Annotated in this window: 24 protein-coding genes; 4 read left to right on the top strand and 20 right to left on the bottom strand. The window is 31.4% G+C overall.

Annotated features, from left to right (window positions below; all coding sequences use genetic code 11):
- Positions 1-58 precede the first annotated feature (58 nt).
- Positions 59-2,191, top strand: coding sequence for a TonB-dependent receptor plug domain-containing protein (locus IFB02_RS06310; protein ID WP_106687564.1), 2,133 nt, complete (start codon positions 59-61; stop codon positions 2,189-2,191).
- Positions 2,192-2,197: 6 nt separating this feature from the next.
- Positions 2,198-3,295 (top strand): HmuY family protein, encoded by a 1,098-nt coding sequence (locus tag IFB02_RS06305; protein ID WP_106687565.1) that lies wholly within the window; start codon positions 2,198-2,200, stop codon positions 3,293-3,295.
- Between the two features lie 58 nt (positions 3,296-3,353).
- Here IFB02_RS06305 and IFB02_RS06300 read toward each other — a convergent pair whose 3' ends face one another.
- From IFB02_RS06300 to IFB02_RS06265, 8 genes are all read right to left on the bottom strand, one after another.
- Complete coding sequence (locus tag IFB02_RS06300) at positions 3,354-3,941, bottom strand: TetR/AcrR family transcriptional regulator (RefSeq protein ID WP_106687566.1); 588 nt, start codon at positions 3,939-3,941, stop codon at positions 3,354-3,356.
- Between the two features lie 5 nt (positions 3,942-3,946).
- Positions 3,947-4,231, bottom strand: a complete 285-nt coding sequence (locus IFB02_RS06295) for a DUF3861 domain-containing protein (RefSeq protein ID WP_106687567.1) — start codon at positions 4,229-4,231, stop codon at positions 3,947-3,949.
- A gap of 9 nt (positions 4,232-4,240) precedes the next feature.
- Positions 4,241-5,668: an efflux transporter outer membrane subunit gene (locus tag IFB02_RS06290; protein WP_106687568.1), complete on the bottom strand. Its 1,428-nt coding sequence runs from the start codon at positions 5,666-5,668 to the stop codon at positions 4,241-4,243.
- 5 nt (positions 5,669-5,673) lie between these two features.
- The gene (locus tag IFB02_RS06285; protein WP_106687569.1) at positions 5,674-8,805 is read right to left on the bottom strand and encodes an efflux RND transporter permease subunit; all 3,132 of its coding nucleotides are present in this window, start codon (positions 8,803-8,805) and stop codon (positions 5,674-5,676) included.
- A 5-nt stretch (positions 8,806-8,810) separates the two neighbouring features.
- Positions 8,811-9,932: an efflux RND transporter periplasmic adaptor subunit gene (locus IFB02_RS06280; RefSeq protein WP_106687570.1), complete on the bottom strand. Its 1,122-nt coding sequence runs from the start codon at positions 9,930-9,932 to the stop codon at positions 8,811-8,813.
- A gap of 13 nt (positions 9,933-9,945) precedes the next feature.
- The gene (locus IFB02_RS06275) at positions 9,946-10,446 is read right to left on the bottom strand and encodes a GbsR/MarR family transcriptional regulator (RefSeq protein ID WP_106687571.1); all 501 of its coding nucleotides are present in this window, start codon (positions 10,444-10,446) and stop codon (positions 9,946-9,948) included.
- Positions 10,447-10,566: 120 nt separating this feature from the next.
- Entirely contained in the window at positions 10,567-11,586 is a 1,020-nt protein-coding gene (gene pheS / locus IFB02_RS06270) for a phenylalanine--tRNA ligase subunit alpha (protein WP_106687572.1), read from the bottom strand.
- A gap of 163 nt (positions 11,587-11,749) precedes the next feature.
- Entirely contained in the window at positions 11,750-12,106 is a 357-nt protein-coding gene (locus IFB02_RS06265; RefSeq protein ID WP_106687573.1) for a hypothetical protein, read from the bottom strand.
- A gap of 52 nt (positions 12,107-12,158) precedes the next feature.
- Between IFB02_RS06265 and IFB02_RS06260 the strand changes: the two genes are divergently transcribed.
- Positions 12,159-12,713, top strand: coding sequence for a CvpA family protein (locus tag IFB02_RS06260; RefSeq protein WP_106687574.1), 555 nt, complete (start codon positions 12,159-12,161; stop codon positions 12,711-12,713).
- 24 nt (positions 12,714-12,737) lie between these two features.
- Here the strand turns inward: IFB02_RS06260 and IFB02_RS06255 are convergent, their stop codons facing one another.
- From IFB02_RS06255 to IFB02_RS06200, 12 genes are all read right to left on the bottom strand, one after another.
- Complete coding sequence (locus IFB02_RS06255) at positions 12,738-13,403, bottom strand: DUF2490 domain-containing protein (RefSeq protein ID WP_106687575.1); 666 nt, start codon at positions 13,401-13,403, stop codon at positions 12,738-12,740.
- Between the two features lie 7 nt (positions 13,404-13,410).
- Positions 13,411-14,040, bottom strand: coding sequence for a carbonic anhydrase family protein (locus IFB02_RS06250; RefSeq protein WP_106687576.1), 630 nt, complete (start codon positions 14,038-14,040; stop codon positions 13,411-13,413).
- 23 nt (positions 14,041-14,063) lie between these two features.
- Positions 14,064-15,650 (bottom strand): SulP family inorganic anion transporter, encoded by a 1,587-nt coding sequence (locus tag IFB02_RS06245; protein ID WP_106687577.1) that lies wholly within the window; start codon positions 15,648-15,650, stop codon positions 14,064-14,066.
- Between the two features lie 84 nt (positions 15,651-15,734).
- Positions 15,735-16,025 carry a hypothetical protein gene (locus tag IFB02_RS06240; RefSeq protein ID WP_223878881.1) on the bottom strand — a complete coding sequence of 97 codons (291 nt, stop codon included), beginning with the start codon at positions 16,023-16,025 and terminating at the stop codon, positions 15,735-15,737.
- Between the two features lie 55 nt (positions 16,026-16,080).
- Complete coding sequence (locus tag IFB02_RS06235; protein ID WP_106687578.1) at positions 16,081-16,839, bottom strand: tetratricopeptide repeat protein; 759 nt, start codon at positions 16,837-16,839, stop codon at positions 16,081-16,083.
- An 8-nt stretch (positions 16,840-16,847) separates the two neighbouring features.
- Positions 16,848-18,632, bottom strand: a complete 1,785-nt coding sequence (locus IFB02_RS06230) for a BatD family protein (RefSeq protein ID WP_106687579.1) — start codon at positions 18,630-18,632, stop codon at positions 16,848-16,850.
- Between the two features lie 47 nt (positions 18,633-18,679).
- Positions 18,680-19,528, bottom strand: coding sequence for a tetratricopeptide repeat protein (locus IFB02_RS06225; protein WP_106687580.1), 849 nt, complete (start codon positions 19,526-19,528; stop codon positions 18,680-18,682).
- A gap of 71 nt (positions 19,529-19,599) precedes the next feature.
- Positions 19,600-20,637, bottom strand: a complete 1,038-nt coding sequence (locus IFB02_RS06220; protein WP_106687581.1) for a vWA domain-containing protein — start codon at positions 20,635-20,637, stop codon at positions 19,600-19,602.
- Between the two features lie 34 nt (positions 20,638-20,671).
- A complete protein-coding gene (locus IFB02_RS06215; RefSeq protein WP_106687582.1) occupies positions 20,672-21,676 on the bottom strand; it encodes a vWA domain-containing protein in 1,005 nt (334 codons plus the stop codon).
- The gene (locus tag IFB02_RS06210; protein WP_106687583.1) at positions 21,676-23,337 is read right to left on the bottom strand and encodes a BatD family protein; all 1,662 of its coding nucleotides are present in this window, start codon (positions 23,335-23,337) and stop codon (positions 21,676-21,678) included. Before IFB02_RS06210 ends, IFB02_RS06215 begins: the two co-directional genes overlap by 1 nt.
- A 36-nt stretch (positions 23,338-23,373) precedes the next feature.
- Positions 23,374-24,240: a DUF58 domain-containing protein gene (locus tag IFB02_RS06205; RefSeq protein WP_106687584.1), complete on the bottom strand. Its 867-nt coding sequence runs from the start codon at positions 24,238-24,240 to the stop codon at positions 23,374-23,376.
- Between the two features lie 113 nt (positions 24,241-24,353).
- The gene (locus IFB02_RS06200) at positions 24,354-25,355 is read right to left on the bottom strand and encodes an AAA family ATPase (protein ID WP_106687585.1); all 1,002 of its coding nucleotides are present in this window, start codon (positions 25,353-25,355) and stop codon (positions 24,354-24,356) included.
- Between the two features lie 169 nt (positions 25,356-25,524).
- On the opposite strand from IFB02_RS06200, the gene IFB02_RS06195 reads away from it, so the two are divergent.
- Positions 25,525-26,391: an aldo/keto reductase gene (locus IFB02_RS06195; protein WP_106687586.1), complete on the top strand. Its 867-nt coding sequence runs from the start codon at positions 25,525-25,527 to the stop codon at positions 26,389-26,391.
- The last annotated feature ends 1 nt before the right edge of the window (position 26,392 follow it).

Below are 26,392 nucleotides of genomic sequence, written 5' to 3'. Positions count from 1 at the left end.
TGTTCTTATTTAGACTGAATTAAAATAACGTTTATATTTGCGACAAATTTAATCAAGAATGATTCTAAATAAAAAACTTTTAACGCTTTATTTTTCATTTTTTTCAGCTTCGCTTCTTTTTGCTCAAGAAAAAGTAAGTGATACGACAAAAATTGAACAGTTAGAAGAAGTTATAGTGACTGGTCAATATAATCCGCAGTCTATAAAAAAATCGGTTCACAACGTAATTGTTATAGATAGAGAAAAAATAGAGAAGCAAGCAGCAAATAACCTTGCTGATGTTTTAAATTTTAATTTAAACTTAAATATTATACCAAGCTCGCAAACAGGACAATCTAAAGTAGAATTTTTTGGTTTAGATGCGCAGTACTTTATAGTAATGCTTGATAATGTTCAAATAGTTAACGATAACGGTTTTGGTAATAATATTGATTTAACCCAAATAAACCTTGACGATATAGAACGTATTGAAATTGTTGAAGGAGCAATGGGTGTAGAAAATGGCGCAAACTCAGTATCTGGAGTTATTAATATTATCACCAAGAAAACATTAGAAAACGATTGGCAAATACAAGCTTTTGTTCAAGAAGAAACTGTAAGGGATGAGTACGAATGGTTTGATAAAGGTAGACATATACAAGCGTTAAGTATAGGACATAATTTTAATGATAAATGGACAGCAAAAATTAACCTTAACAGAAATGATTTTGCTGGGTTTTATAATGGAAGAAAAGGACAAAATCACTATACAGACGATGGATTAAGAGGTTACGATTGGCTACCTAAAACACAATTAAATGGTAAAGCAATTTTAAATTACAACACAGATAATTTTAAAGCCTTCTATAAGTTTGAATATTTTAATGAAGATTTAAGATATTATGATGCAACCGTTAGACCAAACATAAATGTACAAGCTCAAACCAGTAACCCATCTTCTACAGATAGAATATTTACTACAAATAGATACATTAATAACTTAATAGTTGATGGAAAATTAAAATCTGGTGCTGTTTACAATGCCACATTTTCTTACCAAAAACAAGAAAGAGATTTAAACGAATTTAACTACTACATTATTACCAAAGAAAAATCTAACGAAACAGATCAAACCTACCAATCCAGTAATGTATTTTTCTCTAAAGGAACTATTAACAACCTAACTAAAAGCGATAAATTTAATTATCAATTAGGTTACGAAACCAGATTTATTAAAGGTTTTGACACACAAGCTTCCGGTGATGTTACACAACAAGATAAAGAAATGAAGCAAAACAATAACGCTGTTTTTGTGTCTTCAGAAATTAATGTAATTGACAAATTACTAATAAGACCAGGTGTAAGATACGAATACAACTCGATGTTTAAATCGCAACTACTAGGATCTTTACACGCTAGATATTTATTTAATAAAGGTTATGAGTTAAGAGGTAGTATAGGTTCTTCATATCGTACTCCTAATTTTGAAGAACTGTATTATTATTTTGTAGACTCTAATCATGATGTTAGAGGTAATCAAAATTTAAAACCAGAACGCGGCTTTTCTTCATTTTTAAATCTAAAAAAACGCAGTTGGTTTAATGACATTTCAATGTCTAACAACCTAAAATTTAGCTATATAGATCTAAAAGACAGAATCGAATTAGCAGTAGTAAACACACTACCATTACAATACCAATACATAAATATAGATGGCTATAAATTAATAGGTTGTTCCTTAGAAAATAGCATAAAAAAGGACAATTGGGCTTTTAATTTAGGAGCAACTTATCAAGGTATTTCTAGAATAATGAATAACGAAGCCAATGCCAAAAATGACTTTTTATATGCCTTACAACTTAACACAAGCGCAACCTACTTTATAAATAAATGGAATACAGCTTTTACCCTTTTATTAAAACATAATGGTAAACAGCAAAATTACATTGGCGATGGTAGTGATAATGAAGGAAACACGTTATTTAAAAAATATACAACCAATGCATTTACATGGATGGATGCATCCATTAAAAAAACATTCTTGGATAAAAAAATAGATGTCACATTAGGTGCCAGAAACCTTTTAGATGTCACAACAGTAGCTATTGATGGCGCAAGCACATCTGGTATACACAGTTCTAATAATTCTGGATTATTGTTAGGCTACGGAAGATCTTATTACCTAAAACTATTATATAATTTAAATTTTTAATACAAAATGAAAAACAAATTTTTAACCTTAATACTTTGTTTAGGTGCTTTAGCCCTAACAAATTGTAGTAGTGATGATGACAACAACTTACCGTCAGAACCTATTGAAGTTGTAATTGAAGGTGCAGAAGTAGCGCCAACTGTTGGTGGACCAAATCAACAAAATCAAGTGTACGTAGACTTAAGTACAAACACAATGACTAGTGTACAACGTGATTCTTGGGACTTAGGTTTTTACTCAGGATCAGACTTTAAAGTAGTAATAAATGGATCTATTTACATGGCTGCAGGACAGTTAACTGCTACAGATATAGATGCTGTTAGCTCTAGTGATCAAGAAGTGCAAGATTTACAGCCTCAAGTTGCTGTTGGTACTTTTGATGCTAATAATACTGTTTTTGTAGATGCACCTAATGGTGATTTATCTGGTACAGCTTTCGCTGAAATTTCTGCAACAGATGCTAATAACCATGTGTATTTAGTAAACTTAGGAAATGAAGTTGGTACAGCTACAGCAAGTACAGGAAGTGTTGAAATTTCTGGAGATGCAAGAGGATGGAAAAAAGTAAGAGTATTACAAGATGGATCTAATTACATATTACAATATGCAGATTTAGATGATACAACACATCAAGAAGTAACAATATCTAAAGATGCAAGTTATAACTTTAGCTTCTTTAGTTTTAACTCTAACTCGACTGTAAACATAGAACCAGAAAAAACAGAATGGGATTTAAACTTTACGGTTTTTACTAACGAAATACCAGGATATGGATCTTATGGTTACTCAGACTATGTAGTAAATAACACCTTAGAAGACGCTACAGTTTATATGATAGATACAGAAGTAGAAACAGAATTATCTTATGACAATTTTACTTTAGCAGATGTAGATGCTACTTTATTTTCTAATGCAGATAGAAGAAGTATTGGAAGCAGTTGGAGAAATGGTGGTGGACCAGGTACATTACCTTCTTTAAAAGACAATGTTTTTTATATCGTTAATGATACAGACGGAAATTTATATAAATTAAAATTCTTAGCATTAACAAACGACAATGGAGAACGTGGTTATCCTAAATTTGTTTACAATTTATTACAATAGTGTTAATTGTAATTGTTTTTAAAGTGAAAAAGCCTTAGTTAAATTACTAAGGCTTTTTTTAATAGTATTTATTAGTATAATCGTTGGAAGATATACCTCTTAAACTGTACACAACAAAATGATTTAAAATTTCTTTTTGAGAATACTTATCAATCAAATTTGTGTTTTTTAAAGCAATCTCTTCAAAGCGTTTAAAATACAAATCACAAAATAACTTTAGGTTTACGTTATCTTTTATCATACCTTTTTGTTTTGCTGTATTTAATAAATCATACACTGTTTTAGATACAAACTCATGTCTAAATTTATTAAATAACATATACGCATCTGGATAATATTTTTGAAGTCCAAAAATAAACGATGGTTTAAAATTTTTAAGATGAATTAATGCTGTTTTATACAATAAAACAACACAAACAATTGGATCTTGTTCGTGCTTTTGTATATCTGAAGCATAGTTAGAGTAATTAGCGACAAGCAATTTTACACTCTCAAAAATTAATTGGTCTTTACTATTAAAATGATGATAAATGGTTTTTTTAGAAATTCCTAACTCAGATGCAAGCTCATCCATTGTAAAGCTTCTACTACCAAACTTTACAAATTTTTCAACCGATTGCTCCAACAATTCTTGCTTGCTTATCATGGTTTTTAATATGATTTTAGCTGTTTCATAAAATCTCCAAAGTGTGGTAAAAAAATATTAAACAAAGGATGTTTTCTATTTTTAATAACTACTTCACTAAAAAGTTTTAAGCCTACAACAAACTCTTTATTTGTAGCATCATCAAAAATATTTTTTTGCTGAATACGGTCTAAAATTTGTAAAATATTATCATGATTTTCAAACTCAAATTGTAAAGTACCACTTGGATTTGACTCATCTTTTAATTCAACTTCTTCTAATGTAATTTTGTATGTATTAGTCTTTTTCATGGTAACTTGTTATTTCCATCCGCCACCTAAAGCTTCATATAATGTGACAACACTTAGTAATTGTTGTAATTTATTATCAATAACACTTAACTCTGCAGTTAATACACTTTGTCTAGCTGTTAATAAGTCTAAATAGTTTGCAAAACCATTTTTAAGTAGCTCGTCCGAGTTTGCTTCTGCTTTGCGTAAAGCTTCAACTTCATTATTAACAAATTCATATTTTTTAACCTCAGCTTGATAACTATAAAGCGCATTAGAAACTTCGTTACCTGCATTTAGTAAAGTTTGCTTAAACGTTAACAAAGCTTGTTCTTGTTGTGCTTTTGCTACTTCATGCTGAGTTTTAATTTGCCTACCATTTAAAATTGGTTGTGCGATACCACCAACTAGATTGGCAAATAAAGAGCTAGTATTAAATAATTTATCGATATCTAAACTTTGTAAACCGCTTGTTGCAGATAATGTTAATGATGGGTAAAAGTTACTTTTAGCAACATTTGTAAGCTCAAAAGTTTGAATTAATCCAAACTCGGCAGCCATTACATCTGGTCTGTTTCTTAAGATAGTTGCTGGAAGACCTAATTTTAATTCATTATCAATGGTTTGATTGTCTAGACTATTTCTATCAAAATGCTGTGGCGATTTACCTAAAAGTAAACTTAATGTATTTTCTGCTTGAAAAATAGCTACTTCTAAATCTACCTCTAAAGCTTTTGCATTGTTATACTGCGCAATGTTTTGATCTACTGCAACTTGATTTTCTTGCCCAGCTTCCTTCAATGCTTGGATAGTTTCTACACCTTTTTCTCTTGTTTTAATAGTTTCTCTAGTGACTTTTAATTGTTCATCTAATGCAATTAATTGATAATATGTAGAGGCAATACTTGCTATTAATTGTGTTTTTACAGCTTGATGTGCTGCAACACTTTGTAGGTAAGATGCTTGGAAGGCTCTTTTATTACTTCTAATTTTCCCCCAAATATCTGCTTCCCAAGATAAGGCTGCAGATAATTCAAATTGATCGATATGATCTGTGCCTAAACTGCTTAAAATTGCACCTTGCTGTCCGTTTTCGGACAAGTAACTTCTAGTTGCAGATGCATTACCAGTAATGGTAGGTAAAAACCCAGCTTTACCTTGTTTTACATAAGCTTCTGCTGCAATTATTTGTTGTATTGCAATTCTAATATCTATATTATTTTGCAAACCTTCTTCTATATATTGTTGCAAATACTGATCAGTAAAAAGTTGTTTCCAAGAAATATCTGCTAAAGACAAACTATCTTCTGGTAATTGATCGGTACGATATAGATTATTAGTTTCTTCAAATTCTGGTCTAGAATAGTCTTTAGCTACAAAACAACTTTGAATTGTAAAGGCTATTAAAATAAGTAATATTGGTTTACTTATTTTTTTTAGAGTTATGTTAGATTTCATAATTGTTAATCTTCTAAATTGTTAGTTTGCGGTTGTCCAGTAAATTTTTCTTGTAACCATTGAAAAAAGATGAATAGAATAGGAATTACAAATACACCTAAAAGTGTTCCTATTAACATTCCTCCTGCTGCACCAGTACCAATAGATCTGTTACCTTCTGCTCCAACACCATTTGCTAACACAAGTGGCATTAATCCTAAAATAAAAGCAAAAGACGTCATTAAAATTGGTCTTAGACGCGCTTTAGCACCATGTATTGCAGCTTCTACTAGATCTTCGCCTTGTTTTCTTCTTTGTAAAGCAAACTCTACAATTAATATGGCGTTTTTAGCGAGTAAACCTACAAGCATAACTAAGGCTATCTGGAAGTAAATATTATTTTCTAAACCAAATAATTTTGTTGAAATAAATGCGCCAAAGATACCTACTGGTAAAGATAAAATTACTGCTAATGGTAATAAGTAACTCTCGTATTGTGCTGCTAATAAGAAAAAGACAAAGAGTATACTTAATCCAAAAATTATTGTTGTTTGATTACCTGCGCTAGATTCTTCTCTAGATAAACCAGAATAGGCAACTTCAAAATTTGATGGTAATTTTGAGGCTTCTGCATTTACAATTGCTAATGCATCACCTGTACTAAAACCAGGATTTGAAGCTCCAGATACTTTTGCCGAATTATATAAGTTAAATCGAGTTACCGATTGCGGACCATAAACACGTTTTAAAGAAACAAACTGTGTTATTGGTGCCATATCACCACTTCCTGTTCTAATATATAATTGATTTAATGAGTTTTCATCTGTTCTATCTTCAGGAAGTGATTGTACATACACACGGTATTGCTTACCAAATCTTGCAAAATCTGCAGCGTAAATTCCTCCAATATACCCTTGTAAAGTAGAGAAAATACTACTTACAGATACGCCTAAATCTTTTGCTACTGGTACATTAATATCTAATTGATATTGTGGATAATTAGTATTAAAAGAAGTTTGTCCATATTGTATTTCTGGATGCTGCATTAAATTACCAATAAAATTTTGAGTTGCTTCATTTAATTGCTCTACACTACCACCAGATTTATCAAGTAAATTAACTTCAAAACCAGAAGACAAACCAAATCCAGGTATACTTGGCGGCGCAAAAAACAATACTCTAGCATCTTGTATTCCTGCTGCCATCCCAAACAATTTACCTGTTATAGCATCTATAGTTTGATCGTCTGCAGTACGTTCGCTCCAGTCTTTTAATTTTATAAATCCAAATCCATAGTTGCTACCCGATCCATTAATTAAACTTCTACCATTTACAACTGTTACACCATCTATTCCGGGAATTTGAGATGCATTTTTATAGACTAAATCTGTAATTTGTTTTGTTCTATCCATTGATGCTCCTGGTGCTAATTGTACATCTATAAATAAAACGCCTCTATCTTCACTTGGTACAAATCCAGTTGGTGTTGTTGTGGCAGACCACCAAATTCCAACACCTGCTAAAAGTAGTATGACTACAGTAACAAGTTTGTTTTTATATAAAAACTGTAAGCTTCTTCCATAACGTTCAGTCGTTGCATTAAATCCTTTATTAAAAGCAGAATAAAAACGTTGTACGACATTTTTGTTTTTATGTGAATCGTCATGAGATTTTAAAAACAATGCACATAATGCAGGACTAAGCGTTAATGCATTTAAGGCTGAAATTAATATAGCAACAATTAATGTCACACCAAATTGCTCGTAAAACACACCTGTTGGACCTTGAACAAAAGTTACAGGTATAAATACTGCAGCCATAACTAATGTAATAGAAATAATGGCTCCAGATATTTCGTGCATAGCACTAAGTGTTGCCTTTTTAGCATTTGTTTCGCCTTCATCCATTTTAGAGTGTACAGCTTCTACCACAACAATTGCATCGTCAACTACAATACCTATTGCTAAGACTAATGCAAACAGCGTTAGCAGGTTTATGGAATAGCCAAATAAATTTAAAAAGAAAAAGGTACCAACAATTGCTACAGGTACTGCTATAGCAGGAATTAAAGTAGATCTAAAATCTTGTAAAAAGATAAATACAACTAAAAATACTAAGATAAAAGCTTCAATAAATGTGCTTACTACCTTGTCTATAGAAGCTTCTAAAAATTGATTAGTATCAAACGGAATTATCACTTTAATTCCGTCAGGAAAATCTTTTTCTAACCTTGATAATTCAGATTTAATAGTTTCAATTATTTCTTGAGCATTAGATCCAGCAGTTTGAAAAATACCCATATTAACACTAGGATATCCATTGGTTGACCCAAAAGAAGCGTAGGATTGAGAATCTAGTTCGACATCTGCAACATCTTTAAGCCTTAAATATTGACCATTATCTAATGCTTTTATAATTATATCGCTGTACTGTTGTTCTGTTTTAAATCTACCACTATAGGTTATTGTATATGAAAATGACTCACCACTATTTTCCCCTAAAGATCCAGCAGAAGCTTCTAAACTTTGCTCGTTTAAAGCTGATGTAATATCTGAAGGATTTAAATTATACGCTGCTAACTTTTCTGGTTTTAGCCAAATACGCATGGCGTAATCTTGAGATGAAAACACATTAACATTACCTACACCATTTACACGTTGTATTGATGGGATAACATTAATCTTTAAATAATTTTGAAGAAATGTAGCATCGTAGTCTTCATTTTCTGAATAAAACGACATGAACATTAATGCCGAAGTTTGCTGCTTTTGAGTTAAAACTCCAGATTGCGTCACTACTTGTGGTAACAAAGGATTGGCTCTTGCAACACGGTTTTGTACATTTACAGCAGCAATATCTGGATCTGTTTCTTGATCAAAATAAACTGTGATTTGTGCTGTTCCAGAGTTAGAAGCTGTAGAGGTAATATAAGTCATACCTTCTACACCGTTAATTTGTTCTTCTATAGGAATAACAACAGATTCCATAATAGTTTCTGCACTTGCTCCTGTATAATTTGCAGATACTGTAATTGTTGGAGGCGCAATATCTGGATACTGTTCTATTGGCAAATTAGTAAGTCCTAGAACTCCTAAAATGACTATAATAATTGAAATAACTGTAGATAGTACAGGTCTTTCTATAAATGTTTTTAGCATAATTTTTATTTAAATAAAGGAGTTATTGGTTTTGTGATACTATCAAAAGAGACTTCTTTTGGTGTAATTTCAGTACCGTTTCTTAGCTTACTTATACCAGATGTTATTATTTTATCGCCTTTTTGCAATCCTGACTCAACAACATAAAGATTATCTACTGTTCCTTTAATTGTTATTATATTAGATTTTACTTTATTATCAGATTGTAACGTGTAAATAAGTACGTCTTTTTGTTGTTCGAAAGTAGCAGATTGCGGAACAACAATTGCATCTTGATAAGTAGTTGGTATTCTTATTTTACCACTGTTTCCGTTAGTAAGAATTTCATTTGGATTATTAAATGCGGCTCTAATTTTTATTGTTCCCGTATTTTGATTAATCTGACCTGTACTTGTTTGTATTCTTCCTGTCTCTGAGTATAACTCTCCGTTAGCCAATACTAAACTTACATCTGGAGAATTTTTTATTCGTTCTGATTTACTTTTACCTTCCATTTTTTGAAGGTAGTTAATGTATTGTGCTTCATTTAAACTAAAAAAGGCATACACTTGACTTATCTCACTAACAGTTGTTAATGCTGTAGCATCGCTTGGGCTTACTAAAGAACCTTCTCTTAAATTTATTGCACCAACATAACCATCTACAGGACTTTTTACTGTAGCATAGCCAATATTAGCATTTATACTGTTGTAATTAGCTTTAGCTTGGGCTAGATTAGCTTTTGCTGTTTCTAATTGGACTTTACTAATAATATTTTTTTCTACTAATGGAATTAATTTATCTACTTCTACCTGAGCTGCATTAACACTAGCTTTTGCAGCATTGGCATCTTGTGATAACGATTGTGTTTCTAGCTTAAAAAGTGGTTGTCCTTTTTTTACTTTTTCTCCTTCGTCTACTAAAACCTGTTGTATATATCCAGATGTTTTTGCTCTTACATCACTATTTACTATTCCTTCTATTCTAACTGGATATTCTTGATAACCTGTAACGGTTTTTTCTTGTAAGGTTGCTACACTAAATGTTGCTGGTGCACTTTGTGTTGGTTGTTGTTGCTCCTGATTTTTACAACTTATAATGGTTGTAATACTTAGCACTATGATTAGGAATTGGCTTATACGTTTCATATATAATTGATGGTTACTTTTTTTCTATTTCTAAAATTTTTATTCTTAATTTTTCTAGTGAGTTTATTGCTTCATTTAAATAAATAAGGTAGCTGTCATGAAAGTCTAACTTGAATTTTTCTTCTTGGTTTGTAACAACCAATTCATTCATTTTTTCTTTGTATTGCTTTATCTCTTTATGTAATTCAATTTGAATTTTCCAGTCTTCGACCATTCTATCTATTCGCTGAAAAATAGTGTCTGGATTTTTGATAAAATATTTTTTACGGTCGCCTGTTTTAGTAAAATATTTTATTTTTTTTAAATCTGATAAATGGTTTAAGTGTGTAGATATTGTGCTTTTACTTGCACATAGCTTATCTACTAACTCTTCGAAAGTAGTTCCCGAATCTCCTGTTAATATAATGTATGACAATATACGAGCTGCAACTGGAGCTAATTGATCTGTTTGTTCAAAAACGATTCCTAAGCGTTCTACCAGATCGTGTTTTTGTTTTAGTAAATCTAAAGTCATTGTGTTTAATTAGATTTACAAAATTAAGTTTAGTTCGGGAAAAACCGAACCGAACGAAGTTAAATTGTTGTTAAATAAAAAAAGCCGGACAATTCCGGCTTTTTAAACTAAGTTTATTGATTATAATGCAGATTTAAATTGACTTAAAAACCTAACATCATTTTCGCTTAGTAATCTTATATCTCCTATTTGGTGTAATAACATAGCTATACGATCTATACCAACACCAAAAGCAAATCCTGAGTATTCCTCTGCATCTATATTACAGTTTTTAAGTACGTTTGGGTCTACCATACCACAACCACCTATTTCTAACCAACCTGTTCCTTTAGTGATTTTGTAATCGGTTTCGGTTTCTAATCCCCAATATACATCTATCTCAGCACTTGGCTCTGTAAATGGGAAGTATGATGGACGTAGTCTTATTTTTGATTTTCCAAACAACTCGGTTGTAAAGTATTGAAGCGTTTGTTTTAAGTCTGCAAAACTTACATCTTTATCTATATATAATCCTTCTATTTGATGAAAAAAACAGTGCGATCTTGCAGATATTGCTTCGTTACGGTATACTCTTCCTGGTGAAATAGTACGTATTGGCGGTTGATTATTTTCCATGTAACGTACTTGTACAGAACTGGTATGCGTACGTAATAATATGTCTGGATTTGTTTGTATAAAAAAGGTATCCTGCATATCTCTTGCTGGATGATATTCTGGAAGATTTAAGGCTGTAAAGTTATGCCAATCGTCTTCTATTTCTGGTCCTTCACTTACGTTAAATCCTATATTTGAAAAAATATCTATTATTTGATTTTTTACAATAGATATTGGATGACGTGATCCTATTATTAATGGCTCTCCTGGTCTTGATAAATCACCACTTACTCCTGCATCTTGCGTGTTATTTTCTAACTCTTCTTTAAGTTGATTAACTTTATCTTGTGCCGTTTGCTTTAACTTGTTTATAGCTTGGCCAAATTCTTTTTTCTGGTCGTTTGCTACATTTTTAAACTCAGAGAAATACTCGTTTAGTAACCCTTTTTTACCTAGGTATTTTATACGAAACGTTTCTACTTCTTCTTTGGTTTGTGCTTTAAATGCTTCGGCTTCTGCAATAAGCTCTTTAATCTTATCTATCATGACTTCCATTAATAATGGGCAAATTTACTATTTTTTATGGTTTAGACCTTACTTAGTGCAAGCTTTTTGTTGGCGGATTGGCGCGTTAAGGATAGAGCAATTGTTGGAGCACATCTTTGATTGCGACTTGCGAGAGCCTGACCCGATAGGGTAACGCTATAATTTATTTTATGTACTTGGTTTCTATAAAGTAGTTGACTATGGCTTCTTTCATTAATATAGATTGCTCGCCTGCTTTTAATGCTGGTAATTGTTCTTTTACTTTATAATGTGGCCAACCATCTTCATCCACAAAATCAAACTCATAATAACCATATGGCTCTAACAGTTTGCAAATGGCTATGTGCATTAAATCTAATTTGTGGTCTTTTTTAAATCTACGGTGTAATTGTCCCAACTCTTGTACGCCTATTAGATAGATTATGGCGTCTAAATCTAGTGTATCTCCGTCTGCAAATTGTGCGGACAATTTACTTACTACTTCTTCCCATCTTTGTTTTAACTGCTCGTCTCTAGACATAATTTTATTAAAGTTGCAAAGTTAGTTTATATTTGTTGAAATTGTAAACTTTATGGCGGTTATAGATATTGTTTTAGGCGCACTTTTATTATTTGGCTTAGTGCGTGGTTTGTTTAAAGGTCTTTTTGTAGAACTTGCTTCTATTATAGCACTTGTTGGCGGTGTTTATGGTGCTATACATTTTAGTTATTTTGTTGCTAATTTTTTAGAAAATAAAACCGAATGGAACGAAAAAACCATTAATATTACTGCGTTTGCTATTACGTTTGTGGTTATTATTTTACTAATTAGCTTGGCTGGTAAGGCGCTTACCAAATTAGCAGATTTTGCCTCTTTAGGTATTTTAAACAAACTTTTGGGTGCTGTTTTTGGTGCTTTAAAAATTGGATTGATTTTAAGTGTGTTACTTATTGTTTTTGATAAAATGAATAACACGATTACTTTTGTTAACGAAGAGAATATTGAAAATTCTATACTTTACAAACCTGTTAAAGGTTTGGCACCAATGATTTTTCCTAGTATTATTAAATCTGAAGATGAAACTTTAGAAGAAGAAGATAATGATATTATTGATCCTGCTGAAGATACTAACGACGTGCAAGCTTAAACATCATTACCTTCTTATTCTTATTTAAAAGTTTATAAAGGCTATCATATTTATTTGGTCTCTTGAGTCTGAACTGAATATTTGATTCATCCAACCTAGTTCAAATTTTACAGCGTTATTTAGTTTATATCCTGTACCAAAATAGATCCTATTGCGATCAAACAAGTCTTTTTGGGTATTAATAAACAGCTCGTTATAACTTGATAAATACCATGTTTTATCTTCTAAATTTTTATGATTTAATGGATAATTTAAAGATAGGAAGTATCTTAATCGCATTTTAAAATCGTCTTCTACAAAACGTTGTTCAAATCTATAACGGTGTGTTATATTTAATCTGTTTTGATGCTGTTTTGTTATAAACTGCTGAAAAATTCTATGTTCATTTACATTAATTTTATCTTCTGTTTGACCTATGTAATTTTCAGATTTTATGTAACCGTAACCTAATAGTAGGTTGTTATTATTTTCGGTTAAATTATATCCTATTCCTGTTCTTAACAGTAGCTGCTCTAGATCGCCTATAGCATCGTAATTACGGTATTGGACTTCGGCATGTAAATTCCATTTACTATTTAATTGCTTGTTACCAAAAACGATTATCCAATTACCTAATTCGCTATTTTGACTTATCCCTAAAAAAGGCAGCATTACTAAAACTAGTAATGCTGCAAATGTGTTCTTTTTCATGTTAATCTTATTCGTAAAACTCTACGCCACCAGTATTAATATCGTACATAGCGCCTATTATTTTAATCTCGCCATTTTTTTCCATTTCAGAAAGTATTGGACTTTCTGCATGGATGCGATCTATTGTAAGTTCTACGTTTTTCTTTGATACCTCATCTACAAATTCTAAGTTTTTAGAGTTTCTTAAACTCTCATCACTTGGTTCTGAGACTGCATTCACAGCTGGTGTTATTTTCTGGATTAACTTGGTTAGGTTACCCATTTCGGCATGATCACATGCACCTTTTACAGCGCCGCAACTTGTATGTCCTAATACTACAATTAGTTTGGTTCCTGCTAATTTACAAGCAAATTCCATGCTTCCTAAGATGTCTTCGTTTACAAAGTTTCCTGCAATACGTACGCTAAAAATATCTCCTAATCCTTGATCAAAAACAAGCTCGGCAGAGACACGAGAATCTATACAACTTAATATTGTTGCAAACGGAAATTGTCCTTCGCTTGTATCATTAACTTGCTCTAATAAATTACGATTTGCTTTTAAGTTTTGCTGAAATCTTTCGTTTCCTTCTTTTAAAAACTGTAATGACTTTTCTGGCGTCATTGTAGCTTGTGTTTCTTTAGTATGTGCTTTCATAGTATCTTCTATTGTGTTGTTTGTTAGTTTAATTGTGTTTTAGGTTTTAATTTAAAGAACTCTACAAAACTTTCTGGGTTTTCTATTGTTCCTCTTTCTGAAATTAACTTGATATTGATATTTCGTTCTTTTGCTTTTACTGAAAAGTCTTCTAAAATCTCGATAATATCATTATCTAAATATCGTGTTTTTCTTACATCTAATTCTAAATAAGAATTTTCTGGTAAACGGTCTAATTCTTTTAAAATTGCTCCTTTGTTAAAGAAAGTTACTTCTTCTGCTAGTGTCATTTTAATTTTTCCGTCGTCTACATCTTCTCCTTCTTTATGTAAGAAATGCGAGTTTTGGTAGCTTTTTATTAGTATAACTATAATACCTACTGCTAATCCTAAAGCAATTCCTTTTAATAAATCTGTAAATACAATACCTGCAACTGTTACTATAAATGGTAAAAATTGTTTCCAACCTAAATCATACATTGTTTTAAATAATGCTGGCTTTGCAAGTTTATATCCTACGATTAATAACACTGCTGCAAGAACAGATAACGGTATCATATTTAATAACTTAGGTATTAATATTACAGAAATTAATAAAAAGAAACCATGTATTATTGCCGACATTTTACTGCGTCCGCCAGATTGGATATTTGCCGAACTACGAACAATTACTTGCGTAATAGGTAATCCTCCAATCATACCAGAAAGGATATTTCCGGTACCTTGTGCTAATAACTCTCTATTAGTTGGTGTTACATTTTTATATGGATCTAACTTATCGGTTGCTTCTACACAAAGTAAAGTTTCTAAACTTGCAACTAATGCAATAGTAAAAGCTACAATCCAAATTTCTGGATTTGTAATTGCTGTAAAATTAGGAAAGCTAAATTGTCCTAAAAACGACGAAAAATCTTCTGGAACAGGTACGCTTACTAAATGTGAGCTTTCTATTCCTAAAGTAGAATGTCCTTTTGTTAATACATAAAATATGATACCAACAACTACTGCTACTAAAGGACCTTGAATTAACTGAAATATTTTACCTTTTTTAGATAACACATTACTCCATAATAGTAAAATTGCTAATCCAATTACACCTATTAATAAAGATCCTGGTGTTATGTGATTAATCGAATTTAAAATTTCAGAAAATGTATTTTCACCATCTACTTGGAAAAATGCAAAATCACCTTCTGGATCTGGATCGTATCCAAAAAAGTGTGGTATTTGTTTTAAAATAATGATAATACCAATACCTGTTAACATACCTTTAATTACTGAAGACGGAAAGTAGTAACCTATGATTCCTAATCTTAATAATCCAAATACTAATTGGATTATACCTCCTAAAACTACAGCGACTAAAAAGTTTTCATAACCACCTAAAGTACCAATTGCTGTTAATACAATTGCTGCTAGTCCAGCAGCTGGACCACTAACACCAATTTTAGATCCACTTAAAGATCCTACTACAATACCACCAACTATACCAGCAATTAAACCCGAAAATAAAGGTGCGCCACTAGCTAATGCAATACCTAAACATAATGGTAATGCCACAAAAAATACGACTATACTTGCAGGTAAGTCATTTTTAATATATTTAAACATATTATAAATTTTGAATGTTGCTTGATTACAAACAACTTTAATTATTAATTAAAAAGAATGACGTAAACGTCAAAAAAATCTAAATTATAATAAGTTGTAATCTGGTGGCGGAGATATTAAATTTAGGTCTGGTTTAGTATAAGATTTAAAGAGATAATCTAAATTAGGAAAATCTTCGTTTACAATTAAACATTCTGAATCTTCCTTTGTATTAGTAACTACTAATTTTAGACTTTTAATTTCCTCTTCTTCTTCAGAAACACTGTATAATACCGATATATCTATATCTGAATCTACAACAACAATAATTGAAGGTGCTGTAATTAGCCCTAAAAATAAAATTGAAAAAAATATAGATATAAACTGTTTGGACATGTTTATTTTTTGAGAAACAAATATAACTTTTCCACTATTGAAAAAGCTAAATATACTAAAAAGTATTTAGTAATTTAATGTCTCCCGAAATTATCCAACCCTCTTTACCGTCTTGTAACTTAATTTTTTTCCAATTATTAATAGTATCTAAGACTTGTACTTTTGTGCCTTCATGTAGTACAAATGCTTGAGTACTTCCTAAATTAGGTTCGGATTTTACTTCTGTTTCTTTAGCAAAAACTATGGCTGGATTATTACTATTATCTAAGTTTTGTTTTTTAAAAGCAAAACTTAAAGTAATTAGTCCTAAAAAAAGACTTAATAATGCTGTAATAAAGCTTATTCTTTTCTTACTAGCTAACTGTGTAAAAAAATAGGTGATAATTAGCATTACAAAACCTACAACAAACACTATAGTTAATATGGCCCAATTATCAAAAGTTAAAGCATGAATGGCTTTATTAAAAAACTTTGATAATCCTAATTTTGGCACTTCCTGAATATTGTCTATGGTCATATTTTTCGCATAAGCAATATTGTTTTTTATGTCTTTATCGTTTGGTTTTAACTGTAATGCTTTTTCGTAGTAATATATACTTGGCGCTATATTATTTAATTTATAATGCGCGTTACCTAAATTATAATATATATCTGCAGAATGTTGACCAGTTTTTAAAATCTCTTCATACTTATTAACTGCATCTGCAAACTTACCTTCGTTATAAAGTGCATTAGCTTGATCAAACAAACTATTGTTTTGTGCTTGAGTAAAAACAGTTACTAAAAATAATATGTAAACTACAAGTTGTTTCATAAAATATACTAACGTATTTGTTTATCTATATTACTAATTGTAGAAGATGCTTTGTTATAATCTTGTTCCATTGCTACTTGTGTCATTGGTGTATATCTTGCCAACTCACAATTTTCTAAAAGCTTTAAAAAGTCTTTAATAGTATTGTTATCTACTTGCTTTTGTTCTAATAGAAGACTTATTTTTTCTTTACTTAAATCTGTAGTTTCAATATTCAATCTACCTTTTAAGTAATTATGTAATGCTTTTTCTAATGCGATGTAAAAAGCTTCTTTTTGTCCTAAAGCTTTTTTAGCTTCAGAAAGATACTTTTTAGCTAACCTATCTGCTTTTCTTAATCTATTCCCAACAACATCTGCGCTACGTTGGTCTCTTTTACGTCTGTAAAGTAATGCTAATGGTATTGCTAATAAAGGCGTAATTAAACTCATCCAAAATGCAGTTGTATTAAAAAAAGTTTCTTGTTGTATTGGTTTTAAATTGGTTTTAGTTTTTATAAATGCAAACTGATTATCATTTAAAACTACTGCTTGTTTTTGATTGTTATTAGTAGGTAAATTATTATCTGCGTCTGCATAAACTGGTCCTTCTAAAACATTTATAACAATATCTTTAGAAGATAAGACTTTGTAAGTTTCAGTTTTTAAATCAAAATAAGAAAATGTAACTGGCGGAATAGGGAATTTTCCTTTGTATTGTGGTACAATGGTATAACTATCAGAAATTTTTCCTTGCATTCCTGCTAGGTTTGTTCTAATATTCTCTTCATGTTCTGGATCGTAAACTTCTAATGCACTTGGAGTTTTTAATCCAGGTAATTCAAATAGTTTTAAGTTACCTTTTCCTGACACTTCTATTTTTGCTTGTAAGGCTTCTGTAGCATTAAGCTCGGTTTTTGTCGCAGTAACATTAAAGTCAAATTCGCCAACAGCACCAGTAAAATCTACTGGTTTACCTTGTTGTGGCAACGGTTTTACATTAATTGTTCTTGTATTGGCAGTTATTGTACGATGTGCTTGATTGTTTATTCTTCGACCAAAAATATCTCTTTGATTAGTTGGTACGTCAATTGTTAAATCTAAGCTTAAAGGTTCTATCTCTAATTTTCCTGTTTTTTGAGGAAATAACACTGCTTTTCTTAAAACTACATATCTATATTCTTCTCCGTCGTAAGTCCCGTTTTGAGGTCTAATTCCTTTAATATCTATATTCTGACTCCAAAATCCATTGAATTTAGGACTTTCGGTTTCTCTAAAATTACTTATTCCTGCTTTTGGAGCAACATATAATTTGTAAACTACTGTAATTGGCTCGTTTAAATAAGGATTTGTTTTAGATACTTCGGCTACCAAATGAATATTTTCTTTTAAAATATAATCTGGATCGTTTGGGTTTTCTGGTATATCTATAGCTTTGGTTACCTTTATAGTGATGGGCGATGTTTTATAAACAGTACCATCAATCTCTATAGTTGCTTGATTAATGGTAAATGTTCCCATTTGTTTTGGTGCCAAAAAGTAACTATATGTTTTTGAAAAATTACGCTTACCGTTAAACCACGAATGACTTACAGACTGGTTTGGTCCACCAACTACTGTAAATCCTTCAAAATTTGGAGATTGAAAATTATCTCCGTCTTTATTCATTTCAAAATCAACACGTAAACGTTCGTTTAAACCTAATTTTTTCTTACTAACTTTAGCTACAAAACTTATTGCTTCTTCATCTTGAGCTATAGCAAATACTGGTGCTAAAGCAAGTAGTAAAATGAATATGTGTTTAAGTAATTTCACTATTAATTCTTTTAATTCTGAATGTTAAGCTTCAAATTTATAATTTTTTACCAATCTTTATCGGTTTGCACTTTGGCACCTTTAACCTTTTGTGCATTTATTTTTTCTTGAACTTTTTGTTCTTGGTTATTCATCGCTTCTAACAAATTTTTAATTTGCTGTGGCGATAATTGACCTTGTTGTGGTTGTTGCTGTTGGTTATCTTGATCGCCTTCTTTTTGATCTTGATTTTTATTATCATCAGGTTTACCATCTTTATCTTGGTCTTGATCGCCTTCTTTTTTGTCCTGATCGCCTTGATCTTTCTGGTCTTTTTGATCTTGGTCTTCTTGTTGTTTTTCGTTATTTTCTTTTTGATCCTCGTTTTGGTTTTCGTCTTTATCACGGTTATTTTCTCCGTCTTTATCGTCTTCTTGAGGCTCGTCGTCTTGCTGGTTTTTTGCACAGTCTTTTGCTAAACCTAAATTGTAACGTGTCTCGTCATCTTTTGGGTTATTACGAAGTGCATTTTTATAAGCTTCAACCGCTTCTTTACATTTTTCTTGTTTCATTAAAATGTTACCAATATTGTGAAATGCTCTATGCTTTTCAACTTTATCTGTAGCGTGTTTTGCTGCTTGTTGATTACGGTATAATGCTTCGTCTAAGCTTCCTTTTTGATAATATTGATAGGCTAAATTATAAGCGCCAACAGCTTGGTTTGGTTTTGTAGATAAGGCTTTACGGTATTCCATTTCGGCATTTACAAAATCGTCACTTTTTGCAAATTCATTTGCATCTGCTACGTAAGATAATGCTTTGTTGGTTTGCTTTAAAAGTGCTTTTTCTTGGTCTTTGTCTTGAGCAACTAAGCTTACCGAAATTAATAAAAGTATGTAGGTTAATACGTTTTTCATTTTAAATTATCCTTTAATATAATGAAGCCTATAAATATATAAAAGACCTTTATGTATTGGTGTTAAGGGTTTTATAAATTCTCATTGAATAAATTTAATTTTTTAAGCCAAGCTGTTTTTCGTTCTAAAAGGAAAATATCTATAAAAAACAGAAAAATTGCTAAGCCTAAAAACCATTGAAATTGGTCTTTAAAATCGGCAATTTGTTTAGCTTCAAATTCGGTTTTATCCATAGTGTTTAAAATGTCTTTCATTTTATTAACTACTTGATCTGTAGATTGTCCTTTTAAATATTGTCCATTTGCTGTTGCTGCAATATTTTTTAGTGTTTGTTCGTCTAATTTTGTGATAACGGTTTCACCTTGACTATCTTTTTTATAACCTGTAATTACTCCATTTCTTTTTAATGGTATTGGTCCACCTTTTGTTTGACCAACGCCAATAGTAAAGATTTTTATGCCTTCATCTTTGGCTTGCTCTGCAACTTGTACTGCTGCTTCACTATGATCTTCTCCATCAGAAATGATAACTAACACACGATTAGTCTGCTCTTCATCGTCATAATACGTTGTTGCCAATTGTATAGCTTCATTTATAGCTGTTCCTTGTGAAGACAGCATATCTGTATTCATGTTCTGCAAAAATAATTTTGCTGCCGAATAGTCTGTAGTTATTGGTAATTGCGGAAACGCTTTTCCTGCGTAAGCGATAATTCCAACACGATCGCTACCTAAATTGTTGATGATTTGAGATACTAATTGTTTTGCTTTTTCTAATCGGTTTGGCTTAATATCTTCTGCCAACATACTTTTAGACACATCTATTGCAAAAACAATGTCTACACCTTCGCGTTTTACCGTTTCTAACTTTGTTCCAATTTTTGGGTTAACTAATGCAATAGCTAGACTTGCAAATGCCAGACTTAAAACAATTATTTTTAGTACCGATTTAAATACCGATTGGTTTGGACTTAATCGCTTTAAAAGTGCTTTGTCTGCAAACTTTTTTTGGGTTTGCTTTTTCCAAAATAGTAGCAACAAAAAGAAAACAACTATCACCGGAATGATTAGCATTGTCCAAAACCATATTTTTTCTTCTAGTTGAAACATAAATTTTTAATTTTTCGCTTTCGCGGAATTTCTTTTAAACAAAACTTCTAAAGATTGTAATTCTCATAAGATATTCTAGCAATAACAATACCATTGCTGCAATTACAAATGGTCTAAAATGTTCTTGATAGGTTGTGAATTTTATCTCGTCTATTTCGGTTTTTTCTAGTTTATTTATTTCGTCATAAATCTGAGCCAGTTTTTGATTATTTGTGGCTCTAAAATACTTTCCACCAGTTGCTGTTGCTATACTTTTTAGCAACTCTTCATCAATTTCTACTTGTACACGATCATACTGAAATCTTCCATTTGCTAAAAAAGCAACAGGTGATAACGCCATACCATTTGTACCTAATCCAATGGTGTAAACTTTAATACCAAATTCTACAGCTAATTCACTTGCAATAGAAGGATTTATAGCTCCAGAATTATTAACTCCATCGGTTAATAAAATAATGACTTTGCTTTTGGCTTTACTATCTTTTAATCGGTTAACCGAAGTGGCTAATCCCATACCAATTGCTGTTCCGCCTTCAATAATGGTATTATACTGTATTTCTTCTAAGCTACGTAAAACAATAGCTTTATCGCTGGTTATTGGTGTTTTTGTGTAGCTTTCTCCAGCATACTCAACTAGTCCAATACGGTCGTTTGGTCTTCCTTTAATAAATTCGGACGCTACATCTTTTAATGCTTCTAAACGGTTAGGACGCAAATCTTTAGCCAACATACTTGCAGATACATCTATTGCCATAACAATATCTATACCTCTTGTGGTTTTTGTTTTGCTTTTAGTTTCTGAAGTTCTTGGTCGCGCTAACGCAGTAACTAATAAAGCTAAAGCAATTAATCGTAATGCAAATAATACATGCTTTAGCTTTGGCAACCAAGATTGATTTGTTTTAAATCCTTTTAAACTTGAAATTTTAAGCTCAGCTGTTTGACGTTTATGTTTTAAAACATACCAAAGTATTGCTAGCGGTAATGCTAACAATAACCAGAAAAAGATTTTATTTTCAAAAGTTATCCCTTGTAACATTATTCGTCTTTAGGTTTTAATTCTATAGATGCTAAAACACGCTCTACAACTTGGTCTAAATACACATCATCTTTTGCATATGTAATCATTATTTGTTGTATTACATTTTGATTTGCAAAACTTAACAACGCAAACTGACCATTGATATACTTCTCTTTATTAGTATCTATTGGATACTCTAATGTACCTGATGTTTTTACACCTTCTGCGCCATTAGGCGTAACAAATTTATCTGTAACTGGTAAAATATTTCTTGCGCCTTTAGCGTCTAAACTTTTAAGATTATCTTCTATTGCTTTCTTAATATTATCTTCTGCAGATGGTTTATTTTCGGCTTGCGGATTTACTTCTATTGTAGTTGTAGAAACTTCTATGATAAATTGATTTTCTAGTTGATACGCAAAAGCTGTTTTTGTAATGGGTTGCGCTATACTTTGTTCTACCTCAACATCTTCTCTTTTTAAAACTTCTGGAGTAGAAATTGTCATTGGCGGAAAACCATACTCACTAGTTACCCAATTACCTTCTAATAATTGTTTGGTGTCTTTACCTGTGACTGTATCTATAACGTAATTAATACCATACTTATAACTAAATACGCCAACAGTTCCTATCAAAAACACTAAAGCAATTGCAGCTGTAATCCAGATTTTTTCTTGTTTTTCTTTTTTAGCTCTTAGCTTAAGGTATTCTTCGTTTTTACGTAAATCTTCTTCGCTTGGTTCTGGTAAGGCTTCTTTTACTTGATCTATTTCTGTGTCTATGGTTTGTCTGTCTAATTTAGCAAGCTCGATATCTGGAGCAGATTTTGCAAATTTTACCAAATCGGCACGTTTTAAAATAGCTTCAATATTTTTTATATCATCTTTGCTTAGCTCTATTTGATTACCTTCTTGCAAAATATTTAATCGATCTATTAATTGATCTGTAGTACTTTCTAATGCTTTATCGTAAACTTTTTCATCTAAATATTTTCTAATGATAAAGGTTAGCTCAGAATAGTACTCTTTGATTTCGGCACGTTCTAAATATTTAGTTTCGTCTAGTTGCTTTAAGGCTAATTTTGCACGATCGTAAGGTGGTAATTGTGCTATTTTTTCTTCTTCGGTTAATGGTTTTTTTCGCCACACCAACCAATACACTAAAAAGGCTATTATTGCAGCGATAGCAATAATTAGCAACAACCATAACCACCAATTGCTAGAAGGTTTTTTAACGTCTATCATTGGCTTTACATCGTAAAGCTTTTGCTTGGTTGTATCTACAACTATATCGTTAACCTCAACCAACATACTATCTGTTGCAAACGTCTTACCTGCAATAATTATTTTTTGCTTTGGAATTACGTATTTACCAGAATCAAACTGTGTTAAACCGTACTTTTTTATCAGTTTGTATTTAGCATCGTATTTTATAGTATCTGGCTGATAGGATTCTATCATCTCTAAAGGCATAAATGTTTGACCTTCAGGAAAAATAACTGGGTTTACCGTATCGGTTTCGACTTCAATTTTATAAGTGATTTGTTCACCAATTTTTATTGAAGTAGAATCTATAGATGATGTAACTTGCGCAAATGATAAAAACGAGAATAGAAAAAAGATCAAAGACCAAAAGCCTTTTGTGTTTACTTTGTTATATTTTAAATACTGTTTCTTCATATTAAATTAGGTTTGGACTGCGCTAAACCTTACAATTTATCCTCTTGTTTTAAAATAGCCTAATAGTTTTTTTACGTAACTTTCATCGGTTCTGCAAGACAAACTTCCTGCGCCAGATTTTGCAAAACTATCTTTAAAGTAGTTGACCTTATCTGCATAAAACTTTGCGTATTCTTGTCTTACTTGTTTAGAACTTGTATTGACTAACATTAGCTCGCCAGACTCTTCGTCTTGCATATTTACCATACCTAAATTTGGTATGTTTTCTTCATGTTTATCGTAAATTCTAATTCCTGTTATATCGTGCTTTCCAGCTGCAATTTTTAGGGTTTGCTTGTAATCTTCAGCAATAAAATCGCTCATCATAAAAACAATTGCTTTCTTTTTCATGACGTTACGTAAAAACTTTAAAGCTTCGGAAATATTGGTTTGTTTGCTTTTAGGTTGAAACTCGATTAACTCGCGAATAATACGCAATACATGAGATCTTCCTTTTTTTGGTGGTATGTAAAGTTCTATTTCATCTGAAAATAAAATCAGACCTATTTTGTCATTATTTTGAGTTGCTGAAAATGCTAGTGTTGCAGCAATTTCGGTAATGACTTCGTTTTTAAATTGTTGTTCTGTACCAAAAAATTCTGATCCAGAAACATCAACCATAAGCATCATGGTTAGCTCACGTTCTTCTTCAAAAACTTTTACGTAAGGTTCGTTATAACGTGCGGTAACATTCCAATCGATGTTTCTTACATCATCACCAAATTGGTATTGGCGTACTTCAGAAAAAGTCATACCACGACCTTTGAAAGTCGAATGGTATTCGCCTCCAAAAATATGATCAGACAAACGACGTGTCTTAATCTCTATTTTTCGAACTTTTTTAAGTATTTCTTTAGTATCCATTGTTTCAGTATGCAGTGTTCAGTGTGCAGTTTGCAGTCCTAAATAGTATTTAGTTAAAAGAATTCGGTAAATTAAGTTTTACTGAAGACTGTTGACTAAATACTGCCAACTGATTAAGGTACTTCAATTTCGTTTACAATCTTGTTCACGATGTCTTCTGCAGTTACGTTTTCTGCTTCAGCTTCGTAAGTAATTCCGATACGGTGACGTAATACATCTTGTACAACAGCACGAACATCTTCTGGAATTACATAACCACGACGTTTGATAAACGCATAACATTTTGCTGCATTAGCTAAGTTAATACTACCACGTGGCGACGCACCAAAAGATATTAATGGTTTTAAATCATCTAGTCTATATTGTTCTGGGTAACGTGTAGCAAAGATGATGTCTAGGATATATTTTTCAATCTTTTCATCCATGTACACTTCTCTTACTGCTTTTTGTGCTCTTATAATTTGATCTGTAGTAACAACAGGATTTACTTTATCCCAAGCGCCTTTTAAATTAGCACGCATGATTAATTGCTCTTCAGCTTGTTTAGGGTAATCAATCACCGTTTTTAGCATAAAACGGTCTACCTGTGCTTCTGGTAAAGGATACGTTCCTTCTTGTTCTACTGGGTTTTGAGTTGCCATTACTAAAAATGGCTTATCTAATTTAAAGGTCTCGTCACCAATAGTTACTTGCTTTTCTTGCATCGCTTCTAATAAAGCCGATTGTACTTTTGCTGGTGCACGGTTAATCTCGTCTGCCAAAACAAAATTGGCAAATATTGGTCCCTTTTTTATCGAAAAGTCATTTTCTTTAATGTTATAGATTAATGTACCAACAACATCTGCAGGTAATAAATCTGGTGTAAATTGTATCCTACTAAAACTAGCATCAATAGCTTGTGATAAAGTGTTAATCGCTAAAGTTTTTGCTAGACCTGGCACACCTTCAAGAAGTATATGTCCTTGTCCTAATAATCCGATTAGTAATCGCTCGACCATGTGTTTTTGTCCAACAATTACTTTATTCATTTCTAGCATAAGTAAGTCTACAAATGCACTCTCCTTTTCTATTTTCGCATTTATTGATGCAATATCAACAGTACTAGTATCTTCCATTATAAATTAGTTTTTTAGGAATTTGAAACTATAATAATTTCAAGCTCTGCAAATTGTAATTTTTTTTCAATTACCGATGTTAATAATTGGTTAAAAGTTCTTAATTTAAAAGACTTTTAAGAGTATTTTTACATAATTAGCACAAATATAAAAACTCAAATTAAAAAGAATGAATTTTTCTAAAGTAATAGCTGGAACAATGACTTGGGGACAATGGGGAAAACAATTGTCAAAACAAGAAATGATTAATCTTATGCATCATTGTGTAGAAAACGATATACACACCTTTGATCATGCAGATATTTACGGCGATTACAGTACTGAAGCAGATTTTGGTCACGCTTTCGCGGAAAGCGGAATCGACAGAAATAACATTGAGTTAATTAGCAAATGCGGCATACAATACCTTGGTAAATCTAGACCAGAATTAAAAGTTAAACACTATAACTACACTAAAGAATATATTATTTGGTCTGCCGAAAACAGCTTAAAACATCTAAAAACAGATTATTTAGATCTGTTATTATTGCATAGACCAAGTCCATTAATGCAACCTGAGGTTATTGCCGAAGCAATTTCAATATTAAAAAAAGAAGGAAAAATTAAATCGTTTGGAGTTTCTAATTTTACACCAAATCAAACGGATTTATTAAATAAATATGTTGGTGTAGACGTTAATCAAATAGAGTTTTCTTTAACACAGCATACCGCTATGCACGATGGTACATTAGACCATATGACGCTAAACAACATTCAACCTATGTCATGGTCACCTTTAGGTTATGTGTTTAAAGAAGATACAGAGCAAACAAGACGTATACACAAGCAATTAGGCGCTTTTTTAGATAAATACAATGCTACCGAAGACCAATTACTATTAGCTTGGATATTAAAACATCCTTCAAACATTATTCCTGTAGTTGGTACTACAACAAAACAACGTCTAAAAGATGCTTATGCAGCTACTAAAATTGATTTAGAACTGGAAGATTGGTTCTTAATTTTAGTAGCTTGTCAAGGTCATAAAGTGCCTTAAT

Origin of the sequence: Mesoflavibacter profundi, from assembly GCF_014764305.1 — a bacterium.
Classification (GTDB): domain Bacteria; phylum Bacteroidota; class Bacteroidia; order Flavobacteriales; family Flavobacteriaceae; genus Mesoflavibacter; species Mesoflavibacter profundi.
This window is presented reverse-complemented; position numbering and strand designations above follow the sequence as displayed.

Bases quoted from the DNA above. Each gene is read 5' to 3' on its own strand.
- IFB02_RS06290 (WP_106687568.1), bottom strand. From the start codon at position 5,668: ATGAAATCTAACATAACTCTAAAAAAAATAAGTAAACCAATATTACTT.
- IFB02_RS06295 (WP_106687567.1), bottom strand. From the start codon at position 4,231: ATGAAAAAGACTAATACATACAAAATTACATTAGAAGAAGTTGAATTA.
- IFB02_RS06220 (WP_106687581.1), bottom strand. From the start codon at position 20,637: ATGTTTCAACTAGAAGAAAAAATATGGTTTTGGACAATGCTAATCATT.
- IFB02_RS06310 (WP_106687564.1), top strand. From the start codon at position 59: ATGATTCTAAATAAAAAACTTTTAACGCTTTATTTTTCATTTTTTTCA.
- IFB02_RS06260 (WP_106687574.1), top strand. From the start codon at position 12,159: ATGGCGGTTATAGATATTGTTTTAGGCGCACTTTTATTATTTGGCTTA.
- IFB02_RS06250 (WP_106687576.1), bottom strand. From the start codon at position 14,040: ATGAAAGCACATACTAAAGAAACACAAGCTACAATGACGCCAGAAAAG.
- IFB02_RS06285 (WP_106687569.1), bottom strand. From the start codon at position 8,805: ATGCTAAAAACATTTATAGAAAGACCTGTACTATCTACAGTTATTTCA.
- IFB02_RS06275 (WP_106687571.1), bottom strand. From the start codon at position 10,446: ATGACTTTAGATTTACTAAAACAAAAACACGATCTGGTAGAACGCTTA.
- IFB02_RS06280 (WP_106687570.1), bottom strand. From the start codon at position 9,932: ATGAAACGTATAAGCCAATTCCTAATCATAGTGCTAAGTATTACAACC.
- IFB02_RS06225 (WP_106687580.1), bottom strand. From the start codon at position 19,528: ATGAAAAACGTATTAACCTACATACTTTTATTAATTTCGGTAAGCTTA.
- IFB02_RS06210 (WP_106687583.1), bottom strand. From the start codon at position 23,337: ATGAAGAAACAGTATTTAAAATATAACAAAGTAAACACAAAAGGCTTT.
- IFB02_RS06205 (WP_106687584.1), bottom strand. From the start codon at position 24,240: ATGGATACTAAAGAAATACTTAAAAAAGTTCGAAAAATAGAGATTAAG.
- IFB02_RS06305 (WP_106687565.1), top strand. From the start codon at position 2,198: ATGAAAAACAAATTTTTAACCTTAATACTTTGTTTAGGTGCTTTAGCC.
- IFB02_RS06195 (WP_106687586.1), top strand. From the start codon at position 25,525: ATGAATTTTTCTAAAGTAATAGCTGGAACAATGACTTGGGGACAATGG.
- IFB02_RS06240 (WP_223878881.1), bottom strand. From the start codon at position 16,025: ATGTCCAAACAGTTTATATCTATATTTTTTTCAATTTTATTTTTAGGG.
- IFB02_RS06215 (WP_106687582.1), bottom strand. From the start codon at position 21,676: ATGTTACAAGGGATAACTTTTGAAAATAAAATCTTTTTCTGGTTATTG.
- IFB02_RS06265 (WP_106687573.1), bottom strand. From the start codon at position 12,106: ATGTCTAGAGACGAGCAGTTAAAACAAAGATGGGAAGAAGTAGTAAGT.
- IFB02_RS06200 (WP_106687585.1), bottom strand. From the start codon at position 25,355: ATGGAAGATACTAGTACTGTTGATATTGCATCAATAAATGCGAAAATA.
- IFB02_RS06245 (WP_106687577.1), bottom strand. From the start codon at position 15,650: ATGTTTAAATATATTAAAAATGACTTACCTGCAAGTATAGTCGTATTT.
- IFB02_RS06300 (WP_106687566.1), bottom strand. From the start codon at position 3,941: ATGATAAGCAAGCAAGAATTGTTGGAGCAATCGGTTGAAAAATTTGTA.
- IFB02_RS06255 (WP_106687575.1), bottom strand. From the start codon at position 13,403: ATGAAAAAGAACACATTTGCAGCATTACTAGTTTTAGTAATGCTGCCT.
- IFB02_RS06235 (WP_106687578.1), bottom strand. From the start codon at position 16,839: ATGAAACAACTTGTAGTTTACATATTATTTTTAGTAACTGTTTTTACT.
- pheS (WP_106687572.1), bottom strand. From the start codon at position 11,586: ATGATAGATAAGATTAAAGAGCTTATTGCAGAAGCCGAAGCATTTAAA.